This is a genomic window from Pseudoalteromonas luteoviolacea (assembly GCF_021654285.1).
Classification (GTDB): domain Bacteria; phylum Pseudomonadota; class Gammaproteobacteria; order Enterobacterales; family Alteromonadaceae; genus Pseudoalteromonas; species Pseudoalteromonas luteoviolacea_J.
Genome location: NZ_JAKFZS010000006.1, coordinates 127,246 through 147,660 on the forward strand (window position 1 = coordinate 127,246; position 20,415 = coordinate 147,660).

A 20,415-nucleotide genomic window follows, 5' to 3' on the forward strand; every position below is an offset into this window, starting at 1 on the left:
TCTCATTCTGCTCACTACCTTTGCAATGTTTGCTGTTTTTTTGCTTGTTTATTAAAAAGCATGTCACGTTAGTTTATTACTTTATCAGTATTATTAGATTAGTAGGTGTTTGCTCAACCATAATAAATAAGGTGAATAGTGTGAATAATAATATTGTCGACAATTTATCTGCTTGCAGGTTGACGTTAACGTAAAGTGTATCTATATTGTTGGCAATTGATAAAAACTATTGCGTGACAATTTGATGAACTTCTTTCAAGAGAAAGCCGTAACTGCTTCAGATAAAACGTTTTTTCATTTAAGGGAAGATATTGTTGAAGGTCATATATCATCAGGTTCAAAGCTGAGTGAAGTTGAATTGTCGACAAAGTATGAGGTTAGCCGAGCAGTCGTTCGTGAAGCCATTAACCGCTTAGAAGCATGTAATATTGTTGAACGCAAAGCCAATGTTGGTGCGCGCGTCGTGACTTTAACGTCCGAAGGTTTGCTTGAGCTATATCAGATCCGTGAAGCATTAGAAGGCATGGCGGCAAGGCTGGCAGCACAAAAGATGCCTGATGCTGAGATCAATCAATTGAGCAGTTTGTTAGAAGGCCAGCAAGATGAGGTAAAGCAGCGCAACGTCTACTATCAAGAGGCGGGAGATTTGGACTTTCATTACCGCATTATCGTTGGCAGTCAAAATCAACAATTGATCACTATGTTGAGCAATGGGATTTACCATTTAGCAAGAATGTATCGAGTTCAGTTAGGTATGACTGGACCAAGAGTGACAACAGCTTATGACGAGCACATACATATCGTAAGGGCCATCGCAAATCGTGATGGCGAATTGGCTGAGATTTTAATGCGACGCCACATTCAATACTCAAAAAATAATATCGCCGTCAAGCTATCAAACATGAAGTAAACATCACAGGAGAGTACACCATCATGAGTGCAGGAAAAAAATTTCGTGACGCGTTAAATGCAAATCAACCATTACAAATTGTAGGCACGATTAACGCTTACAGTGCGATTATGGCAAAGCAAATAGGTCACCAAGCAATCTATTTATCTGGTGGTGGTGTTGCAAATGCATCATATGGCTTACCTGATTTAGGTATGACTTCTTTAAATGATGTTATTGCAGATGTTCAGCGTATTACATCTGCTTGTGATTTACCCCTGATGGTGGACATTGATACAGGATGGGGCGGTGCATTTAACATTGCTAAAACGATTCGCGATATGGAAAAAGCCGGTGCTGCGGCGGTACATATTGAAGACCAAGTTGCACAAAAGCGCTGTGGCCATAGACCAAACAAAGAAATCGTATCAACAGAAGAAATGGTCGACCGAATTAAAGCGGCGGTGGATGCGCGTACTGATAAAGACTTTTTCATTATGGCGCGTACTGATGCCTTTGCTCAGGAAGGTTTAGATGCTGCGATTGCACGTGCAAAAGCCTATGTAGAAGCGGGCGCTGATGGCATTTTTGCAGAAGCGATTCAAACTGAAGAACACTACAGAGCATTTTCAGAAGCGCTAGATGTGCCAATTTTAGCGAACATGACAGAGTTTGGTAAGACTGAGCTATGGAGCAAGCAACAGCTGGGTGAGTGGGGCGTAGGCATGGTGCTGTATCCTCTGAGCGCATTCCGTGCGATGAATAAAGCCGCCGAGTTGGTATATCGTACTTTATTGAATGACGGTGACCAAAAAGCGGTTGTAGATACCATGCAAACACGTATGGATTTATATGATTATCTTGGTTATCACGAGTATGAGCAAAAGCTTGATGCATTGTTTGCCCAAGGTAAAAACAAGTAACAAATAATATAAACGAGCGTGTTTTAGCACGCTCAGAAAAAAGATTCTAAAATTCAGCAGGTAAAAATTTTCAGGAGAAAGTGATGGCTAAAGTACTAAGTGGTGCAGGTCTACGTGGTCAAGTAGCAGGGAAAACTGCATTATCAACAGTAGGAAAATCTGGTTCAGGGCTAACTTATCGCGGTTATGATGTTAAAGATTTGGCTGAGAACTGTCAGTTTGAAGAAGTTGCATACCTTATTCTTAAAGGCAAACTGCCAAATCAAAGCGAGCTTGACGAATATAAAGCCCTATTGAAGTCAATGCGTGGTTTACCTGTGGCACTTAAAGATGTGTTAGAGCGCATTCCAGCAGATGCACACCCAATGGATGTACTGCGTACAGGTTGCTCTATGCTGGGTAACTTGGAAGGCGAAGCTAGCTTTGATGAGCAAGGTAAAGTGACAGACCGAATGTTGGCGTGTTTCCCTAGCATCATTTGTTATTGGTATCGCTTTAGTCATGATGGTGTTCGCGTTGATGTTGAAACAGATGATGATTCAATTGGCGCGCATTTCTTACACTTACTGCGTGGTGAAAAGCCATCAGAGCTTCATGAGCGCGTTATGCATGTATCACTTATCCTCTATGCTGAGCATGAATTCAATGCATCTACTTTCACTGCGCGTGTATGTGCGTCAACACTATCAGACATGCACTCTTGTGTGACAGGCGCAATTGGTTCGCTGCGTGGTCCACTCCACGGTGGTGCTAATGAAGCCGCGATGGAGATGATTGAGCGCTTTGAATCAGCGGATCATGCTGAACAAGAAATGATGGGCATGTTAGAACGCAAAGAGAAAATCATGGGCTTTGGCCATGCGATTTATTCTGAGTCAGATCCACGTAATGAAATTATTAAAACGTGGTCTGAAAAACTGGCTGCAGATGTTGGTGATACAGTGCTTTACCCTGTGTCTGTTCGCTGTGAAGAAGTGATGTGGCGTGAGAAGAAGCTATTCTGTAACGCGGATTTTTTCCATGCATCAGCATATAACTTCATGGGGATCCCAACGAAGCTATTTACTCCAATTTTTGTGATGTCTCGCCTAACTGGTTGGGCTGCACACGTGATGGAGCAGCGTGCGGATAACCGTATTATTCGCCCTTCTGCAGAATATACAGGTGAAGATCTTCGCCCTGTGCCTGCGATTACAGCACGCTAGTTATAGCCGGCGACTTATATAGATTGTAAGTCGTGAGCATGCAGTGCTTGATAGCGCTGCGTGCTAAGCACACCGTCACATCTTCAGTTGGAAAAAGCAGTTATGAACACCCAATACCGTAAACGATTACCTGATTCTACTCTATGTTACTATGATACGCGCGAAGCCATCGAGGCAATAAAGCCCGGCGCATATGATGGATTACCTTATACCTCAAAAGTCCTCGCAGAAAACCTAGTGCGCAGAGCAGAGCCTGAAAAGCTTAATGACTTCTTGACGCAAATAATCGAAAGACGCAGAGATCTTGACTTCCCATGGTTTCCTGCGCGGGTTGTGTGTCACGATATTCTTGGTCAAACAGCACTGGTTGATTTAGCAGGTCTTCGTGACGCCATCGCAGAAAAAGGAGGCGATCCTGCCAAAGTTAATCCGGTCGTACCGACTCAGCTAATTGTTGATCACAGTTTGGCTGTTGAGCACGCCGGTTATGAGGAAAACGCATTTGAGAAAAACCGTGCGATAGAAGATCGTCGCAACGATGACCGTTTCCACTTTATAAACTGGACAAAAACAGCGTTTAAAAATGTCGATGTGATCCCTCCGGGTAACGGTATTCTTCACCAGATCAATCTAGAAAAAATGTCGCCAGTGGTTCAGGCGCGAGATGGTGTTGCATTTCCTGATACACTAGTTGGTACTGACAGCCATACACCGCATGTTGATGCGTTGGGCGTCATTGCCATTGGTGTGGGCGGCTTAGAAGCAGAAAGTGTTATGCTTGGCCGTGCATCCTATATGCGACTACCAGATATTGTGGGTGTTGAGTTGGTGGGTAAACGCCAGCCGGGTATCACTGCAACTGATATTGTTTTAGCTATTACTGAATTTTTACGTAATGAAAAAGTGGTCTCAACCTACTTAGAGTTTTTCGGTGAAGGCGCAAATGACTTAACCCTTGGTGACCGTGCGACTATTTCAAATATGACGCCAGAATATGGTGCAACGGCTGCTATGTTCTACATAGATCAGAAAACCATTGATTACTTAAAGCTCACGGGCCGTGATGATGAGCAAGTCGAGTTAGTGGAGAAATATGCCAAGCTGACTGGTTTGTGGGCTGACGCTATGACTGAAGCCAAGTATGAGCGTGTATTAAAGTTCGATTTATCCAGTGTAGGGCGTAACTTAGCAGGTCCATCTAATCCGCATCGCCGTGTGGCAACGCAAGATTTGGCCAAACAAGGGATCGTGGCAGATTACGAAAAAACAGAAGATCAAATGCCTGATGGCGCAGTGATCATCGCTGCTATCACCAGTTGTACCAATACCAGTAATCCACGAAATGTCGTTGCAGCTGGGTTGCTAGCAAGAAACGCCAATAAACTTGGCTTGAAGCGCAAGCCTTGGGTCAAAACATCATTTGCACCAGGCTCTAAAGCGGTGCGCTCTTATATGACAGAAGCAGACTTACTGCCAGAGCTTGAAGCGCTTGGCTTTGGCATAGTGGCGTTTGCATGTACTACGTGTAACGGAATGAGTGGGGCACTTGACCCTAAAATTCAACAAGAAGTCATCGACAGAGACTTGTATGCAACGGCTGTATTGTCAGGTAACCGAAACTTTGATGGTCGTATTCACCCATATGCAAAGCAAGCATTCTTAGCGTCACCGCCATTGGTTGTGGCCTATGCTATTGCCGGTAGTGTGCGCTTTGACATTGAACAAGATGTCCTTGGTCATGACCAAGCGGGCAATCCGGTAACACTAAAAGATATTTGGCCAAGCGATGAAGAGATTGATGCGGTTATAGCAAAAAGTGTAAAACCACAGCAATTTAGAGAAGTATACGACCCGATGTTCAACCTCACGGTTGATTATGGTGAAGATAACGACCCATTGTATGAATGGCGCGAGATGAGCACTTATATCCGTCGTCCACCATATTGGGAAGGTGCGCTTGCAGGCGAGCGTACGATGAAAGGCATGAGGCCGCTGGCTATTTTAGGTGACAATATTACTACCGATCACCTCTCACCTTCTAACGCAATTATGGCAAGCAGTGCAGCAGGTGAATACCTGGCCAAAATGGGCCTACCTGAAGAGGACTTTAACTCTTATGCCACACACCGAGGAGATCACTTAACCGCGCAGCGTGCAACGTTTGCGAATCCGAAGCTGCTGAATGAAATGGTGAAGGAAAATGGTGAAGTGAAACAAGGCTCTCTTGCACGTGTTGAGCCTGAAGGCCAAGTGACCCGTATGTGGGAAGCAATCGAAACATATATGGATAGAAAGCAGCCGCTTATTATTGTGGCAGGTGCGGACTATGGTCAGGGCTCCTCGCGAGATTGGGCGGCAAAAGGGGTGCGTCTTGCGGGTGTTGAAGTGATTGTTGCGGAAGGGTTCGAACGTATTCACAGAACCAACTTGATTGGTATGGGTGTATTACCGCTCGAGTTTAAAGCTGGCACAACAAGATTGACACTTGAGTTAGATGGCACAGAGACCTATGACGTTGTGGGTGAGCGCACACCGGGTACAACGTTGACGCTGGTGATTAATCGTCGAAATGGTGAATGTATCAAAGTGGATTTAACGTGCCGATTGGATACCGCAGAAGAGGTATCTATTTATGAAGCGGGTGGCGTATTGCAACGTTTTGCTAAAGACTTTTTAGAAGCCAACGCTTAATCAACATTATCAAAATAAACCCAAGCAATGCTTGGGTTTATTGTTAGGAAGGATCATGAGTTTTAAACCACAAATAAAAATACCCGCTACATATATGCGTGGCGGGACATCAAAAGGTGTATTTTTCAATCTAGAAGACTTACCTAAAGGCGCACAAGTCGCCGGAAAATTGCGCGATGATATTTTACTTCGCGTGATCGGCAGCCCAGATCCGTATGCGAAACAAACGGATGGCATGGGGGGGGCGACTTCCAGCACCAGTAAAACGGTTATTTTGTCAAAGAGCACGCAAGCCGACCATGATGTTGACTACTTGTTTGGGCAAGTGGCGATCGATAAGCCATTTATCGATTGGAGTGGTAATTGCGGTAACTTAACCGCGGCGGTTGGTGCTTTTGCTATCAGCAATGGTTTGGTTGACAGTACTCGCATACCTGAAAATGGGATTGCAGTTGTCCGTATTTGGCAAGCAAATATCGGTAAAACCATCGTTGCGCATATTCCAATCACCAATGGTGAAGTGCAAGAAACTGGCGACTTTGAGTTAGATGGCGTGACGTTCCCGGCAGCTGAGGTGGTTGTTGAGTTCTTAGACCCTGCCGATGCTGATGCAGATATGTTCCCGAGCGGCAATTTAGTGGACGTACTTGAAGTGCCTGATGAAGGCGCTTTTGATGTGACCATGATAAATGCTGGGATCCCGACTTTATTCTTTAGAGCTGATGATTTGGGTTTTAACGGCACTGAATTGCAAGAGGCAATTAATGGTGATGCAAATACGTTGCAAAGGCTAGAGAAAATCCGCGCATATGGAGCGCTAAAAATGGGCCTGATCAACGATTTGGAAGAAGCTAAGGTTCGTCAGCATACGCCTAAAATAGCTTTTGTTAGTGGCCCTTGTGCGTACTCAGCATCCAGTGGCAAAGCCATCAGTGAGCAAGACATCGACCTAAATGTACGAGCGCTGTCTATGGGTAAGCTGCACCACGCCATGATGGGCACGGCCGCGGTGGCCATAGCGACAGCTGCGGCAATTCCGGGTACTTTGGTCAATGAAGCTGCTGGCGGTGGACAACGAAATCAAGTCACGTTTGGGCACCCGTCTGGCACCTTAAAAGTCGGCGCTGAAGCAGAGCAAAATGAACAAAGGTGGATAGCGGAAAAAGCCATCATGAGCAGAAGTGCACGTGTATTGATGGAAGGCGTTGTTCGCATACCGTCACCTGAATAAAACGCAAAGGGTTGAGGTGTTCACCTCAACCGTCCCTCGTCATTTTAACGACGAACTCAACACAAGAAAAAACAAAACATAATACAAAACATAAAACAAAAGGAAAGTTTGGAGACCCCATGCTAGAAGCCATTATTTCGCTCGCATTTACAACCTTTTTGTTACTTGGCTCACCTGGTCCGGCCCCATTGGCGCTCGCCGCTGTTGGTGCAAGCTCTGGGGTTAGAGAAGGAGTGCCATTTTTACTGGGTATTTTGAGTGGCTTGCTGGTCGCTATTGTCGCGTCGGCAACAGGGTTAGGTGCGTTACTGTTAAGCTTCCCGCAATTAACGCAGGTATTGCAAGTCGCGGCTTTACTCTACTTACTTTACGTTGCATATAAAATTGCTACCAATAAAAGTGCGTTATCTTCAACTGGAGATAAGTCTGTTGGTTTTATGGATGGGTTCATTTTAAATTTGTTTAATCCCAAAGCGTATGCTGCTTGTATCGCTATATTTGCTAATGTCGCCTTGCCGTTTGAATCTCAAGTGCAGGCCAGTGTGGTTGCGGCCAGTATACTGTTTGCGGTTGCTATAGTGGCAGATGCGCTATGGCTATATTTTGGTGGGGTTTTACACCGGGTTGTAAAAACTTCGCAACAGCTCAGATATTTAAGACTGTTTTTTGCAAGCCTTTTGGTTTTACTTTTGGGGTATGTCACTCTATCCTCAAACTTAGTCTAAGTTTATAAAAAATAGGGAAGTTATGGGGTTATCTAAATCACAGTTTGTCGATGTTGCGCAGTTTTTACTGAGTGCGCCAAAAGGGGCTGTCGATAAAGTTGATATCAAAGCCATGGTGGACTATTTAGGTACTGTTACCGGGATATTTACCAGCACAGATATGAATCAGTCTGATAAAACAGACACCGCGTCAGGTGTTGCGATTTCTCCTGTGCAAGCGGCAAAATGTTTTGAAGAAACGGTGAGAACACAATTATTTGCTCAAGGCGTCGCACAAGCGATAAATGACTGCACTAGAGAAAATGACGCACCCGTTAGAGTACTTTATGCAGGGACTGGGCCCTACGCTACTTTGCTTATACCTTTATTAGCAGTGAGTGATAACTTACCTGTTGAGGTTACCTTAATTGATATTCATCAAGAGAATATTGATGCGGTGCATAAGTTAATTAACCACTTTAATCTTGGTCATTACCATATTCGTACGCATCATGCGGACGCGACGTTATGGCGTCCCGAGTCGTCTCAAGAACGCTTTGATATCATTATTTCAGAAACCATGACGGCTTTGTTAAAACGCGAACCTCAAGTTTATATCTTTAAACATTTGGTTCAGTTTTTAGCGCCTGAAGGTGTGCTTATTCCGCAGCAGGTGAGCCTAAAAGCGTGGCTGACTCAAGGCGAGAATAAGGATGAGCGAGCTGAGTTACTTGGCGAGTTTTTCTGTTTAGATAAATCAACATCTTTGGCTCTAAGTCAGGAAGATTTAAGCTGTTTCTCATCTTGTCTCACTATTCCTGATAAAGATTGTTCAGGTTATACAATTAAGCTCACCACGGATATTCAAGTGTATGGTGATTTAGTATTGAGTGAAGGTGATTGCAGCTTAAATATTGCATTTCACTTTAGCCCTTATGATGTCGTATTGGCAGCAAATGAGACTATTCAGTTTGATTATGTCGCACCAAGTAGCCCAGACTTTTCTATTGTCTTCCCAAAAGCAAAGTGGCAGTACAGCGATTATGCACTTCCGATAAGTGACGATGTTGGAAGGCTTGGCTTAGTGCAGTTGAAGCGCAGCTTTCAAAGATCGTTTATGATAAAGCGAGGGGAACGTTTTGAGGTGCCTGATCCAGAGTGGCACGCTGAGTTAGTTATTTATGACATGCTAGGGCTAAGCTGTGCTGAGGTAACTGCAAACATGTTTGCGTTAGAGACCTTTGTCGACTTTGAACTATGGATTGAAGAAAATGCGGTCGATGTGTCACAAATAAAAGTAGAAGCTATCAATGACGCTTTTCGTCGACGGTTACATATTTGAGGACTAGAATTGAGCTTGCATAGACATCTCTAAAGATTGTTCATCATCGCTTTGCTCTTGATATCGTGCTTTGACAAAAAAGCTATGATTAACGAAATACTTGCCTTCGACAAGTAGATGAGAATCGTTGCTGCCTAGTCCAAGGGCAAAGTGTTGGTTAAAATAATAATTCGCAATAAAGTTATTGTGATTTTTACTGCTTGAATTCTCGTGAGTTAAATCAAGCGTGAAGTACTGTTGCTCACCAAGGCGTCGAAAGTAGCGTACTTCCACCTGCCAGTTGTCCAATTCGTCATCACTGACAATAGTGGTACCAACATAAGCATTTTCATCGATATCTATGTTGAGCTGACCTTGCAGCCAAATAATATCGTCTGCGCCTGTCTGTTGCTGATGTTTGGCGCTTACTTTTAAATTATCAAAAAATAAATAGCCAAATCCGATAGTGTAGTTGTCGTCGGTCTCTCCTAAGTCAACAATACTTGCCGTTGCAAACCAATTTGAAATAAACAGTTCACCTTCCAAACCTGTAAATGCAGATTGTTCATCATTGGTATACGTTGCCAGCAAATTGGTGTCTGTATCCAGATAACCGAAGTCATCCCACACCCAAAAATTGGCTTGAGGTGCAAAGTAATAGTGACTACTCAGCTGCAAGGTATGTGTGTCTGCATCTTCTAGCTTGGTGTAAGCGGCTTGATTGAACCAAGTTTTCTCTGTTTGTGCATAGCTGTACGTAGTGAGGAAACTCACTAAAAAAAAGATTATAATTTTCAATGGCTTTTCCATTTTTTTAGGCTTACTCGGAGCAAAGGTTTTAATGAGCGCGTTTTTTTAAGGATAGTATATTTATTAAAATGTGCGCGATAGCTTAAATTGAACTATTGTAAAAAAGGATATTGTTTACTTATTTTTTACTTTCTAAAAGCGGCATTTGCAATGAGTGAATTCCATGGTATTTCAGTTGGTACAGAGCGTCGGGACTTCGGCTTATTACTGAGTTTTAAAGCCGTTGGCAGGCTCACTCACCAAGACTATGTGGTTGTCTTACCCATAGTTGATCAAGTGGTCATGCACAGTATGAATGAAGATATTTGCGTGTTAATTGATCTAACTGAGTTACAAGGGTGGGAAGTAAGTGAAGCATGGACTGATATTCGACTTGCTTGTAAATACAGTAATCAATTTGCACGTACAGCCGTAATTGGCTGTAATCGGTGGCAGCGAATTATGTCCATCATTGGCGGCTGGGTATTAGGCGGGCAAACACGTTATTTTTCTGAACCTCATTCTGCGCAGCATTGGCTAAATCATATGTGATCATCTAAGGTAATGTTGTTACCACTTGATTTGTATCCTCTTATTCGTTAAAACTCCTTTATTTACGGATCAAGTTTGGAATATATATGGCGTGCGTACTGATCACTGGGGCAAACAGAGGCATTGGGCTTGCTCTTGCTAAAGTATATCTAGATTCTGGCTGGCATGTTCTGGCAACCGTTAGAGACATAAATTCAAGCGAGGCCTTACGTGATTTGGTCGGGGGGAGCGCATCAGGTGTGCTTGATATATACCCATTAGATGTTACTAACTATATTCAGCTTGACGACCTAGCTAAGCAACTGAGTGCGCTGGCGATTGATGTTGTGATCAATAATGCTGGATTATATGGGCCGAAGGGTTATGGTTTTGGGCAGTGTGATGTAGAGGCTTGGCGTAGGGTAATGGAAGTGAATGCGATTGCGCCTGCCAAGTTGGCTGAGGCATTTTATCCACACCTGTTACGAGGGCAAGGTAAGATCTTTGCAGCCTTATCTTCACGTGTAGGCAGCCATACAGAAAATACCAAAGGCGGTGGGTATATTTATCGAAGCTCAAAAGCTGCGCTTAATTCCGTGGTAAAGAGCTTGTCAAATGACTTATTGCCGCAAGGGATAAAAACAGTTGCATTACACCCAGGTTGGGTAAAGACCCAGATGGGGGGTCCAAATGCTTTGATCACGCCTCAAGAATCGGCATCAGGGCTAAAACGTGTGTTAGATGACTTACAAGATAAGCAAAGTGGTCGCTTCTTGAGTTTTGATGGTAGCGTTATACCTTGGTGATTGAACATCTTTAAGGCGTAATATCTATGCTGTTGAAGTGATTTGATAAGGCGGATACCCAATGTATTGCTGATACAGATCAATAACCTTTTATGTGTATCAGTAACAATGTAGTTAAGCCAATAAATATCTCAGAAGGATCCATTTATGAGCATAGAAAAACACGACTTACTGCACGAATTCCCAGATCATCATCACACTATCCGCCACTTAAAAATGAACGACAATCACTTTGCAAAATTGTTCAATAAGTACAATGAGCTAGACAAAGAAGTGCGTCGAATCGAAGAGGGTGTTGAAAACACCACTGACGATTACTTGGACACGAAAAAAATGGAGCGTGTTCAGCTTAAAGATGAATTATTTGGTTTGATAAAAAAGACAGAAGCGACAATTTAACTTGTATGCTTTTGACCTAATTTAAAATAGGAGGTCAGTGACCCCCTATTTATACATGGTATTTTCAACCATATGCAACGCTGTTTAGCTTATGATGCCAAACTTGATTATTGGCATTTTATTGTTGCATAAAGCTGATAACACTGGTTTTTACTGCCTGTGCTCTTGTATACCCAAGACTTACCATACCAGTCGTAATTTGCATATGAAGACTCATCTTCACCACATGTGATTGTGCTGCCACTGACTTCTTGGTTGTGACCACGCTCTTCACAGAACTGGTTACCATTTGTTGAACCTACAAAAAACGGCTGAAGACGACCATTTACCCAAACACGAGGGCTGTAATACGTTACGACGCTTGAAGCAAATACACCTTGATTGGCTGCGATAGTGACTTCTGCTTTTTCAAACGCCACATTACTATTTTCCATTGTTTCTAGTTCAATTGCATTGGCCGCTGCAACACCAGACAGGCTTGTAAATAAAGCTGCGATTACTAACTTTTTCATTTTATTTTCCTTATTTGAGTTTAATTGCCTGTCTCATTAAACGGTTCAAATATTGAAATAAGATGTGCTTTTTGTTTAATTTTTGATCTTTTTGTGTGTCTATCACAACAGACTCTGTTATAGCTTGCGACTAAAACAGACGATCCTTAAGTTGCGCATAGTGATAAAAACCCAGTTGACCTAAACGGCTAAGTCGCGCAAAGGGCACTTTAGGCGCGGCGGATTGGTAAATGGGCAGTGATGGCGTATCTAATGACATAGTCATTTGTGATAAACGATAAGCGGCTTGGGTACTGAAGGCGACGCCTGCGCCACAGTAGCCAATGGCATAGCCAACGCCATCTTGGAAATAAATATGAGGATGGTCATCCAAAGTCGCTGCAATATAACCATGCCAGTAATAATCTGTCTCGATTGAATTAAGTGCTGGAAAGCCACTTTTCATGGCGCCTTTGAGGTGGGTTTGGTAGGATTGCTTGTTTTGATCTTTCCCATACACAGCACCTCTGCCGCCAAATAGCAGTCGGTTGTCTGGCAATAGGCGGTAGTAATATTTAAGCGTTCGGGTATCCATCATAACTTGGTGTGTTTTGAGTCCCGTCTCGCTCAACTCGTTACATGTCAGTGGGCGCGTAACCAAAATACTACTTAAAATCGGGATATATTTATGATTAATCGCAGGGTGAAAACGTTTACTGCCATAAGCATTTGCGGTAATAAGAAGCTTGTTGGCACGCAGTAAAACATCATTTACTTTTACTACGTGAGTATTACCGATTTTAGGCATATGCTCTGCAAGACTGTGCTCGAATATATCCACACCAGCTTGCAATACCAAGGCTTTGTATGTACTCAGGAGCTTTAAAGGGTTTAGTCCAAAACCATGCAGGTTTCTTACAGCTCCATGGGTGTTAGGCATATTCAGGTAGTGTTCTTTTAGCTCATTGGGCGTGATAACCGATAGCTTCTCATCACAAAAGGCCTTTTTTGCAAACTCATAACCTTGATGTAAGGTCTCCATTGCAGGTTTAGAGTGGGCAATTTTCAAATATCCATGTGATTGTTTGTCGCAGTCAATATTGTGCTCTTGAATTAACCCTTCTAAACGAGAGACACCATTTTGGTATTCTTGATATACCTGTGAAGCAATATCTTGTCCCCACATCTTCACCATATTTAATGGAGTTAATCTGCCTGTGGTGGGCAATGCAAACCCGGCATTTCTCGCGCTTGCACCAAACCCCACTTGGTTCGCTTCAAGTACACACACTTTTTGATTGTGCATGGTGGCAAGATAGAAGGCGGTTAGTAACCCGGTAAAGCCGCCCCCAATAATGATGACATCATACACATCTGCTTTTTTAGGTTGTCTAATGGCTGCATCTAGCGAGAATTGACTTGCCCAGTAACTTGAAGGTAGCGGTTGATCTTTGCAATTAGTTTGATAAAGAGGGTCGTATGTACTCATTAAAATTCAATCACCATTTCAGCAGCTTGACAGTGGCACTCATTACCACAGATAGGGCATTCGTAGCCATCATTTATACAGTTTTCAAGCCATCGATCATCGTGCAGTTTTACCAGTTTTCCCCCTGATTTGGTGAAATATTTGACCGCACCATTCCCGGGGCTTTGACGCCAGAGATGAGCAACGCCTGCTTTTGCACCTTGCTGTTTTAATACGTTGATTGAAGCTGCTAATAATTTGGGGCCAATGCCTTGTCCTTGTGCATCCGGATGAATGGCAATACATTTAAAGTAGGCCATTGCGTCAACGGCAACGGGCCATTGTGAGGGAGTACACCATTTATCTATTTCCCATTGGCTCGGGCAGAAAGTCAGCCTCAAACCAACGACCAGATCTTTTTCATCAACAGCAATAAATGAAGAGTTTAAGCCATTTTTTAGGCCCATTTGATAAATTTTCTCAAGCTTTTCGTCATCGAGATAGTTTTCTCCATGTACCAAATTACCGAGAGAAATTACTTGAGAAAAATAATCATGGCTTAGCTGAGTCAATTTAATCATCTTACTTCTTCTTTTTTCTAATAATATTTCCCTATTTTGCCGAAGGCTGAGTGATAATCAAGTGTACAATTGTTCAAAAAATGGGTAATTCACATTGACAGCGATGTCAATGTGTAATATTTGTTAATTTGATGAATATTGATATTCATCAAGTCAAAAGCAGCTGGTTACTGCTTTTTAGATACAACAGACAAAGAAAAATTGAATTCTAAATTCATTTAATTCAACAACATGTAAAGGTAAATTATGAATAACGGCAAAAAAGGGGTAAGTAAGCTTACCAAACTCGCGGCTTTGTGTATGCCAATATTGTGTGCAAGTGCATTTACACATGGGATGAATGTGCAGCCAGATCCAAACAACCCCGGTGGATATGTTGTCTCCCGTGCGGATTTAAATACAGCGGAGCAAGCATTAACTTCAGATCCTATGTATGCAATTTGGTCTAAGGCACTTGAAACTCGCAGCAATACAATTGTTGAGGCCATTTTACCAGGAGCTGCGAACAACCCAAGCAACGTAAAGCGTGTTGAGCGAGTTTTTGGTCAAGCTGAATGGGATTTCTTAACGCAAATGGCTGCGCCTGAATATACATATACGCGTTTTTTACGTGCGATTGGTAAGTTCCCAGCTTTTTGTGGCGAGTATACTGATGGCCGAGATGCAGACGCAATTTGTAAAGAGTCTATCGTTACTGCATTTGCTCACTTTGCTCAAGAGACCGGCGGTCATATCTCTAAAGATAACACGTCTGACAATCCAAATGGATTAGAAGAGTGGCAGCAGGCTCTTGTACATGTCCGCGAAATGGGCTGGTCTGAAGGGCAGGGCGGTTATCGCACTGGATGTGGTCAAAATGATTGGCAAAATCGCCGTTGGCCTTGTGGTGATGGGCAAGGCTATTTTGGTCGTGGTGCAAAACAGCTCTCTTATCACTTTAACTACGGCATGTTTTCTGAAGTTATGTTTGATGGCGATGCCACGGTACTGTTGAATGACCCAGGTCGCGTCGCTGATTCATGGCTTAATTTGGCGTCTGCTATTTGGTTTTTCTTAACACCTCAAGCGCCAAAGCCTGCCATGTTACATGTGATTGATAGAACTTGGGTGCCTTCACAGGTTGAGCTCAATGCGGGCATTGGATATGGCTTTGGTACAACCATCAATGTCATAAATGGTGGTATTGAGTGTGGAGAACACAATCGTTATAAAGGCCAGCCTGTAAATCGTATTCGCTACTGGGAAGGGCTATCTCATTACTACAACATTCCAATCGAGGCTGATGAAGAGAATACGTGTTGGCAGCAAACCCCGTTTGGCAGCCTGAACCTCGATGGCGCAAGTGGTGTGCTTTACACCAATTGGGAAGCAAACTGGGCACATTATTCAGACAGACCAGGCGGGCACTCTTTTGAGTGTAAATTAGTTGGATATCAAACTGCTTATTCTGCACTTGTCCCAGGCGATTATGAAAAGTGCGTAACAAATTTCTACCAATCACATACAGGTTGGCCAAGTGTAACTGTGGTTGATACATTACCGCCAATCGATGTTAAACCGCCTGTCGGTGGAGCAAAAGCTTGGGATAGCAATAAAGTGTATCTTAAAGGTGATAAAGCCAGCTACCAAGATAAGGTCTACGAAGCGAAGTGGTGGACCAGAGGGGATACGCCAAGCCCTACAAATACCAGTGGGCCATGGAAGTTAATAAAATAAACAAGCTGGGGAAACTGCGCGTTTCCCCAAAAAATGATTATGGCTTGTGAGTGAGGCTATAACTGGCCATTTTATCAAACAGCTTAGACCCTACGCGTTTCTCGAAGCTTATCATACTGTTGAGATAGGCCGCTCTTAAGTCATTAAATGTGTGCTCTGTATTGAGCGCGCTAAGGGTTAATGTGACTGATAAATTATCAGGTTCAACTTCCTGCACGACATCATCAAATTTTAGCTGTGGAATCGTTTCTTCTCCATCAGTGATAATTTGCCAGTGAGTTTTGCCTTGTATGTCATTCTCCCATGCGTAATTAACAGTGACGAGGTTTACCCTGTGATCCACCGCACTAAAATCTAACACGGCCATGTGGGACTCTTCTTTAACTGAATTAACGAATGATTCATAGGCTGAAGTGAGCACATCATTTAGATGAATATGGGTAAGATCTGATATTTTTCCTTCATCACTGACACGATTCATCGCAATGAAATATGAAGTAAATGACAGATCATCAGTAAGCTGCATATGACGTGGGCGATTTAAAGATAAATAATTGACCGTTTCTAGGCCATTGAAAATCACCAGCTGGTTCTTGTCTTTATAAGATGGGTGTGTGTATGCGGCTTGATTAACCACCACTGAGTGTACTTCGTTATTACCCGAATAGGATGAGAAGTTAATTGTCTCTTGGTCATCAAACTGCATATTATTTAAATCGACCAGTGTCCCAGATGCTGTGATTTGCTGATCTGATAATGTGATAGTTGCCGCTTTCGATGTATCAAACAATCCACCTTTGTGACCTGCTTCCGATTGAGTAAATACAAGTGTTTGGGCTTCAGCTGTGCATGTGTTGAACTGCGCTTGTGCCTCTGATAATAAAACAGGTGTTGCGCCGACATTAAACACTGTTGAGTCAGGCGATTCGGCTTTAAGTGTCGTCAAGTCATATGTGATTGCAGTGCATCCACAAGGTTCTTTATCGTTAAAGCTGAGCGAATCGATTTTGAAACCTTCAGCGACATTTAATAATGTTTGGATCTGGAGGTGCTTCTCACCATTTTCAGTTGTGGCATTATAAACGAGAGAAACATGTTGCGTATTCTCAGGAAGCGTTGATGCTACTTCACCAGACGTAGATGTTTTCTCTGAAGAGATAAAGCTTCCATCAGCACTGTGATAAACAATGTCGGCAACAACTGCTTCACTACCACATGCATTGCTTTTAAATGTAGTTAATGAAAAATTTGGCTCTACAGTGCTTGGTGGGGTCTCTGTGCTTGGCTTTTCCGCGACTGGAGGAGTAGCCGGAGTATTATTATCACTCTCTCCACACCCTGTGAGTTGTATTGCACCTAGTATGGCAATCAAAAGTCCATTTTTTTTTACGTTCATTATATATCCTTTGATAAGTAGAAATTTGCTGAAAAATAATCATACATCAGGGCGGTTGGTTTTTGAATAAAATCTAGTGGTTTATAAAAATATAAATAATAAAAAATTATTTATAATCGGATTCTTTGTAAGGGATTTTAAAGTGGAGGGTTTAGGAGAAGCTTAGCTTCTCCTAATTATGTGTTGATTATTGCTCTGAAGATGTAAATGAATAACTTGCCATGCCATCAAATAATTTAGAGTCTACGCGCTTTTCAAAACTTTCAGCGCTCTCAAAATACAGCTCTCGCATATCATCAAAGTTTTGTTCAGTATTTAAATCTAGCAAAAGGACTTCCATAGATACATTATTAAATGACATTGAGTCACTAGGTAAAATGCTTCCAAAATCAATATCAGGAATAACATCTTGGCCATCAGTAAAGACATTCCAGCTGACATTTCCGTGGTCAAAGTCAGACCAATTCATCTTAATCATAACCGCATCGAGATTACTTACCGTAGATTTTATGTTAATTGCTATGTCATTAGATTCATTTGCGTTCATTTGCATAAAGAAATTATACACACTGCTATACGCATCAGTGTTATCAAAGTGCTGTGGCCGGTTGGTATTACCTTCGTTATCAATAGGAGTTAATGCATATGAATGTGTTCTGATAAAGCCACTACCTGTAAACTCTTCGCTAAGTTTTGAAGTAGATAAATAGCTGACGGTATCAAGGTCACTAAAGGTCACTAGCTTATTGTGAGGCTCACTAAATAGATTATTAATCGCTGCCCTTGGTAAATTTACATTGTATACAGCTTCATTTCCAACATAAGATGTTAAGTTAATACTTTCATTAGGCTCAAAGTTATAGTTACTTAAATCTAATGGTGTGCCCGAAGCCATTAACTGGTCATCAGATAATGCTATAGTGGTTGACTCAGAGGTGTCAAATAGGCCTCCTTTATAACCTGCCGGTGAATGAGTGAATAGCAATTTTTGTTGCTCTGGCACACATGCGTAAACCTCATTTTCTGTGTTTGACAAGTCAATAGTATTGTTTGTAGCGTTGTGCAAGTCAGCATCGGGGGCCTGTGCAATCAATGTCTCAAGGTTATATGTAATATCGCTACAGCCACATGTATTAGGGTTGTTAAATACGAGTGCATCAACTTCAAAGCCATCTTGAACATTCAGTATAGTTTGTACTTGAGTATGCAGTGTATTTTGACTGTCTGTTGTTTTTAGTATAAATGAAGCATGCTTTGTATTTTCTGGTAACCCAGTATCTATTTGTCCATTTGAATTGGTTTTTCGACTCGAAATAAATGCGCCATTTTGGTCGTGAAATATGACATCAACAGATATGGCTGTGGAGCTACATTGATTATTTTGGATAGTTCTTACGGCTAAAGGCGCAAGTGCTACTGATGTCGATGTTGATGTTGATGTCGATGTTGATGTTGATGTCGATGTTGATGTTGATGTTGATGGTCTTGCTTCAGCACTAGAGGTTCCTTCATTACTGCCACCGCCACCACACCCAGTCAATTGAATTGCGGAAAGAACGGCTAACATAAGTGCATTATATTTTTGTTTCACAATAGTTCCTTTAGTAATTTATATTTATATAACAAATAATATCGTGATTTCTTAATTTAATAAATATAATGGTTTGAAATTAATTTTTTCATTATTTTTTTAAAAGTTAAAGTGATGGATTTTCTTTACTTGATTCTAAAGTTTTCTAGTTTAAAAGCGTGTCAATTTTAACCTTACCTTGTTTGTCCTCATATTTAAAAACAAAGTCTTTTGTGCCATTTTTATCTATATCCACAAGCACAATGTCATTTGGGTTTTGAGGAAGAGGGTGTTTGATTTTTTTTCTATTTTTACCTAATAAATCATTAGAAGCGCCAAAATATATACTCAACGTTTCATCGTCAGACTTAAAAACCAAATCATGCTTATTATCGCCATTTAGATCGCCAGTATAATAGGGCATACCTTGCATAGAGCGCTTCATATCAACTTCTAGTTCAATTTCCTTTTCTGTATTTGGTGTCGTTTTAAATAATGTATGTGGATGTTGTTTAAAAAAGTGCATGTCAACGTCAATATCAGCCTTTCCCCCACCTAGTGCCATTGCTGCAATGGTCGTTAAACCAATGTCGACATTGAGGGTTTGCAGATCAAGTAACCCGTCACCATCAAAATCATATTCGATACGCATTCCCCCAGCACCTATTGTGTGGGGTAACTTTATAGCACCGGAGTTAAAGCCTTTAGCTTGACCAAGATATAAATCATATTCTATTTTAGCCTCAAGGCCTGATATGCCTTCAGTGACAGGTCTTATTCTAGTGACCAAATCTAAATGTCCATCTTGGTTAATATCTAAAAGATCTTGTGTGGTACGAATGCGGTTACCTGCAATTTTTCCAAATGAGGTAGGTAGGTGAATATATTCCACACTTGGTGCGTAACCTGTTTTATTACCATACAGCACAGCGACTTCTTGACGCGTACGAAACACTAAATCGGTAAAGCCATCAGCATTAAAGTCATGAACAATGGGTAATGAGGTAAAGTTTGTGCTGATTTCGAGTGATTCCCTATAGGAGTTACTCCTCAGGGGCAAGTTGTATTCAAAATTATGCTTTATAAATTGCCCATTTGGCTGTTGAACAAAAAGCTCATTATGAGTAAATCCCGGTAAATAAATATCACTCAAACCGTCACTATTGGCATCTAAAATAAATTCGACTTTTTCAAAGTCATCTATCTGCAGCCGAGTGAGCAAACTATTTGATTCGATAAGTTGTGCCGTTTTGTTCGGAGTGACCAAATAAACGCCATCATTGTCCAATACAAATGCTTGAACCTCTTTGAAATTCACGAAGTGTCCAAAATGAAACCCTTTGGATGTTGAACTGATTGGTAGTTTATGAGAGGTACTTTGGCTCAAATTGATACGTTCTAACGCTTTTTTTTGTTTATTAACGGCGAAAACGACCGGAGAGCCTGTCAGGACTAATGGGCTGTCAGTATCTATTTTTAGTGGCATCTGAGCACTATAAGCATGGCTTGATACGATCATCCCAGTTGTCAAAATAGCTTTAAAGTTCATCATGTTTCTCCAAAACACAAATCTACCCTGTAAGAGTACAAGATTTTATTGGGTTATTATTACCAACTAGATTGGCTGAGTTAGCTTTGTTAACTCGGTATTAGTTGTATTTGGCTATAAATAGTTCAATTTAGATGCTATGTGAGCTGTTATAA

Annotated in this window: 18 protein-coding genes; 11 read left to right on the top strand and 7 right to left on the bottom strand. The window is 41.9% G+C overall.

Annotated elements, in window-relative coordinates; genetic code table 11:
* Nucleotides 1–244: 244 nt before the first annotated feature.
* The 7 genes from L1077_RS07110 (at nt 245) to L1077_RS07140 (ending at nt 8,985) form a co-directional block, all read left to right on the top strand.
* Nucleotides 245–910 carry a GntR family transcriptional regulator gene (locus L1077_RS07110; protein WP_237136198.1) on the top strand — a complete coding sequence of 222 codons (666 nt, stop codon included), beginning with the start codon at nt 245–247 and terminating at the stop codon, nt 908–910.
* 23 nt (nt 911–933) lie between these two features.
* Nucleotides 934–1,812 (top strand): methylisocitrate lyase, encoded by an 879-nt coding sequence (prpB, locus tag L1077_RS07115; protein WP_237136199.1) that lies wholly within the window; start codon nt 934–936, stop codon nt 1,810–1,812.
* An 83-nt stretch (nt 1,813–1,895) separates the two neighbouring features.
* Nucleotides 1,896–3,017: a bifunctional 2-methylcitrate synthase/citrate synthase gene (gene prpC, locus L1077_RS07120; protein ID WP_237136200.1), complete on the top strand. Its 1,122-nt coding sequence runs from the start codon at nt 1,896–1,898 to the stop codon at nt 3,015–3,017.
* A 102-nt stretch (nt 3,018–3,119) separates the two neighbouring features.
* Nucleotides 3,120–5,708 (top strand): Fe/S-dependent 2-methylisocitrate dehydratase AcnD, encoded by a 2,589-nt coding sequence (acnD, locus tag L1077_RS07125; protein WP_237136201.1) that lies wholly within the window; start codon nt 3,120–3,122, stop codon nt 5,706–5,708.
* 55 nt (nt 5,709–5,763) lie between these two features.
* Entirely contained in the window at nt 5,764–6,939 is a 1,176-nt protein-coding gene (prpF, locus tag L1077_RS07130; protein WP_237136202.1) for a 2-methylaconitate cis-trans isomerase PrpF, read from the top strand.
* Between the two features lie 119 nt (nt 6,940–7,058).
* Entirely contained in the window at nt 7,059–7,664 is a 606-nt protein-coding gene (locus L1077_RS07135) for a LysE family translocator (RefSeq protein ID WP_237136203.1), read from the top strand.
* Nucleotides 7,665–7,686: 22 nt separating this feature from the next.
* Nucleotides 7,687–8,985, top strand: a complete 1,299-nt coding sequence (locus tag L1077_RS07140; RefSeq protein ID WP_237136204.1) for a class I SAM-dependent methyltransferase — start codon at nt 7,687–7,689, stop codon at nt 8,983–8,985.
* A 3-nt stretch (nt 8,986–8,988) separates the two neighbouring features.
* Here L1077_RS07140 and L1077_RS07145 read toward each other — a convergent pair whose 3' ends face one another.
* A complete protein-coding gene (locus L1077_RS07145) occupies nt 8,989–9,762 on the bottom strand; it encodes a putative porin (RefSeq protein ID WP_237136205.1) in 774 nt (257 codons plus the stop codon).
* Between the two features lie 162 nt (nt 9,763–9,924).
* On the opposite strand from L1077_RS07145, the gene L1077_RS07150 reads away from it, so the two are divergent.
* The 3 genes from L1077_RS07150 to L1077_RS07160 all read left to right on the top strand — a co-directional run bounded on the left by L1077_RS07150 (nt 9,925) and on the right by L1077_RS07160 (nt 11,489).
* Nucleotides 9,925–10,305 (top strand): STAS/SEC14 domain-containing protein, encoded by a 381-nt coding sequence (locus L1077_RS07150; protein WP_237136206.1) that lies wholly within the window; start codon nt 9,925–9,927, stop codon nt 10,303–10,305.
* Nucleotides 10,306–10,391: 86 nt separating this feature from the next.
* The gene (locus tag L1077_RS07155; protein ID WP_237136207.1) at nt 10,392–11,090 is read left to right on the top strand and encodes an SDR family oxidoreductase; all 699 of its coding nucleotides are present in this window, start codon (nt 10,392–10,394) and stop codon (nt 11,088–11,090) included.
* Between the two features lie 147 nt (nt 11,091–11,237).
* Nucleotides 11,238–11,489, top strand: a complete 252-nt coding sequence (locus L1077_RS07160) for a YdcH family protein (protein ID WP_211036658.1) — start codon at nt 11,238–11,240, stop codon at nt 11,487–11,489.
* Between the two features lie 107 nt (nt 11,490–11,596).
* Here L1077_RS07160 and L1077_RS07165 read toward each other — a convergent pair whose 3' ends face one another.
* The 3 genes from L1077_RS07165 to L1077_RS07175 all read right to left on the bottom strand — a co-directional run bounded on the left by L1077_RS07165 (nt 11,597) and on the right by L1077_RS07175 (nt 14,026).
* Nucleotides 11,597–12,001, bottom strand: a complete 405-nt coding sequence (locus L1077_RS07165) for a hypothetical protein (protein ID WP_081216640.1) — start codon at nt 11,999–12,001, stop codon at nt 11,597–11,599.
* A gap of 130 nt (nt 12,002–12,131) precedes the next feature.
* On the bottom strand, nt 12,132–13,469 hold the full coding sequence (locus L1077_RS07170) for an NAD(P)/FAD-dependent oxidoreductase (RefSeq protein ID WP_237136208.1): 1,338 nt from the start codon (nt 13,467–13,469) through the stop codon (nt 12,132–12,134).
* Nucleotides 13,469–14,026, bottom strand: a complete 558-nt coding sequence (locus L1077_RS07175; RefSeq protein ID WP_237136302.1) for a GNAT family N-acetyltransferase — start codon at nt 14,024–14,026, stop codon at nt 13,469–13,471. Before L1077_RS07175 ends, L1077_RS07170 begins: the two co-directional genes overlap by 1 nt.
* Nucleotides 14,027–14,329: 303 nt before the next feature.
* Between L1077_RS07175 and L1077_RS07180 the strand changes: the two genes are divergently transcribed.
* Nucleotides 14,330–15,745 carry a chitinase gene (locus L1077_RS07180; RefSeq protein WP_237136303.1) on the top strand — a complete coding sequence of 472 codons (1,416 nt, stop codon included), beginning with the start codon at nt 14,330–14,332 and terminating at the stop codon, nt 15,743–15,745.
* A 37-nt stretch (nt 15,746–15,782) separates the two neighbouring features.
* On the opposite strand, the gene L1077_RS07185 is transcribed toward L1077_RS07180, so the two are convergent.
* The 3 genes from L1077_RS07185 to L1077_RS07195 form a co-directional block, all read right to left on the bottom strand.
* Entirely contained in the window at nt 15,783–17,141 is a 1,359-nt protein-coding gene (locus L1077_RS07185) for a hypothetical protein (RefSeq protein ID WP_237136209.1), read from the bottom strand.
* A 187-nt stretch (nt 17,142–17,328) separates the two neighbouring features.
* Complete coding sequence (locus L1077_RS07190) at nt 17,329–18,732, bottom strand: hypothetical protein (protein WP_237136210.1); 1,404 nt, start codon at nt 18,730–18,732, stop codon at nt 17,329–17,331.
* A 145-nt stretch (nt 18,733–18,877) separates the two neighbouring features.
* Nucleotides 18,878–20,263: an FG-GAP repeat domain-containing protein gene (locus L1077_RS07195; RefSeq protein WP_237136211.1), complete on the bottom strand. Its 1,386-nt coding sequence runs from the start codon at nt 20,261–20,263 to the stop codon at nt 18,878–18,880.
* Between the last annotated feature and the right edge of the window lie 152 nt (nt 20,264–20,415).

What these genes read in the sequence shown, in the direction of transcription:
- L1077_RS07110 (WP_237136198.1), top strand. Translation starts at nt 245, where the DNA reads ATGAACTTCTTTCAAGAGAAAGCCGTAACTGCTTCAGATAAAACGTTT.
- prpB (WP_237136199.1), top strand. Translation starts at nt 934, where the DNA reads ATGAGTGCAGGAAAAAAATTTCGTGACGCGTTAAATGCAAATCAACCA.
- prpC (WP_237136200.1), top strand. Translation starts at nt 1,896, where the DNA reads ATGGCTAAAGTACTAAGTGGTGCAGGTCTACGTGGTCAAGTAGCAGGG.
- acnD (WP_237136201.1), top strand. Translation starts at nt 3,120, where the DNA reads ATGAACACCCAATACCGTAAACGATTACCTGATTCTACTCTATGTTAC.
- prpF (WP_237136202.1), top strand. Translation starts at nt 5,764, where the DNA reads ATGAGTTTTAAACCACAAATAAAAATACCCGCTACATATATGCGTGGC.
- L1077_RS07135 (WP_237136203.1), top strand. Translation starts at nt 7,059, where the DNA reads ATGCTAGAAGCCATTATTTCGCTCGCATTTACAACCTTTTTGTTACTT.
- L1077_RS07140 (WP_237136204.1), top strand. Translation starts at nt 7,687, where the DNA reads ATGGGGTTATCTAAATCACAGTTTGTCGATGTTGCGCAGTTTTTACTG.
- L1077_RS07150 (WP_237136206.1), top strand. Translation starts at nt 9,925, where the DNA reads ATGAGTGAATTCCATGGTATTTCAGTTGGTACAGAGCGTCGGGACTTC.
- L1077_RS07155 (WP_237136207.1), top strand. Translation starts at nt 10,392, where the DNA reads ATGGCGTGCGTACTGATCACTGGGGCAAACAGAGGCATTGGGCTTGCT.
- L1077_RS07160 (WP_211036658.1), top strand. Translation starts at nt 11,238, where the DNA reads ATGAGCATAGAAAAACACGACTTACTGCACGAATTCCCAGATCATCAT.
- L1077_RS07165 (WP_081216640.1), bottom strand. Translation starts at nt 12,001, where the DNA reads ATGAAAAAGTTAGTAATCGCAGCTTTATTTACAAGCCTGTCTGGTGTT.
- L1077_RS07170 (WP_237136208.1), bottom strand. Translation starts at nt 13,469, where the DNA reads ATGAGTACATACGACCCTCTTTATCAAACTAATTGCAAAGATCAACCG.
- L1077_RS07180 (WP_237136303.1), top strand. Translation starts at nt 14,330, where the DNA reads ATGCCAATATTGTGTGCAAGTGCATTTACACATGGGATGAATGTGCAG.
- L1077_RS07185 (WP_237136209.1), bottom strand. Translation starts at nt 17,141, where the DNA reads ATGAACGTAAAAAAAAATGGACTTTTGATTGCCATACTAGGTGCAATA.
- L1077_RS07195 (WP_237136211.1), bottom strand. Translation starts at nt 20,263, where the DNA reads ATGATGAACTTTAAAGCTATTTTGACAACTGGGATGATCGTATCAAGC.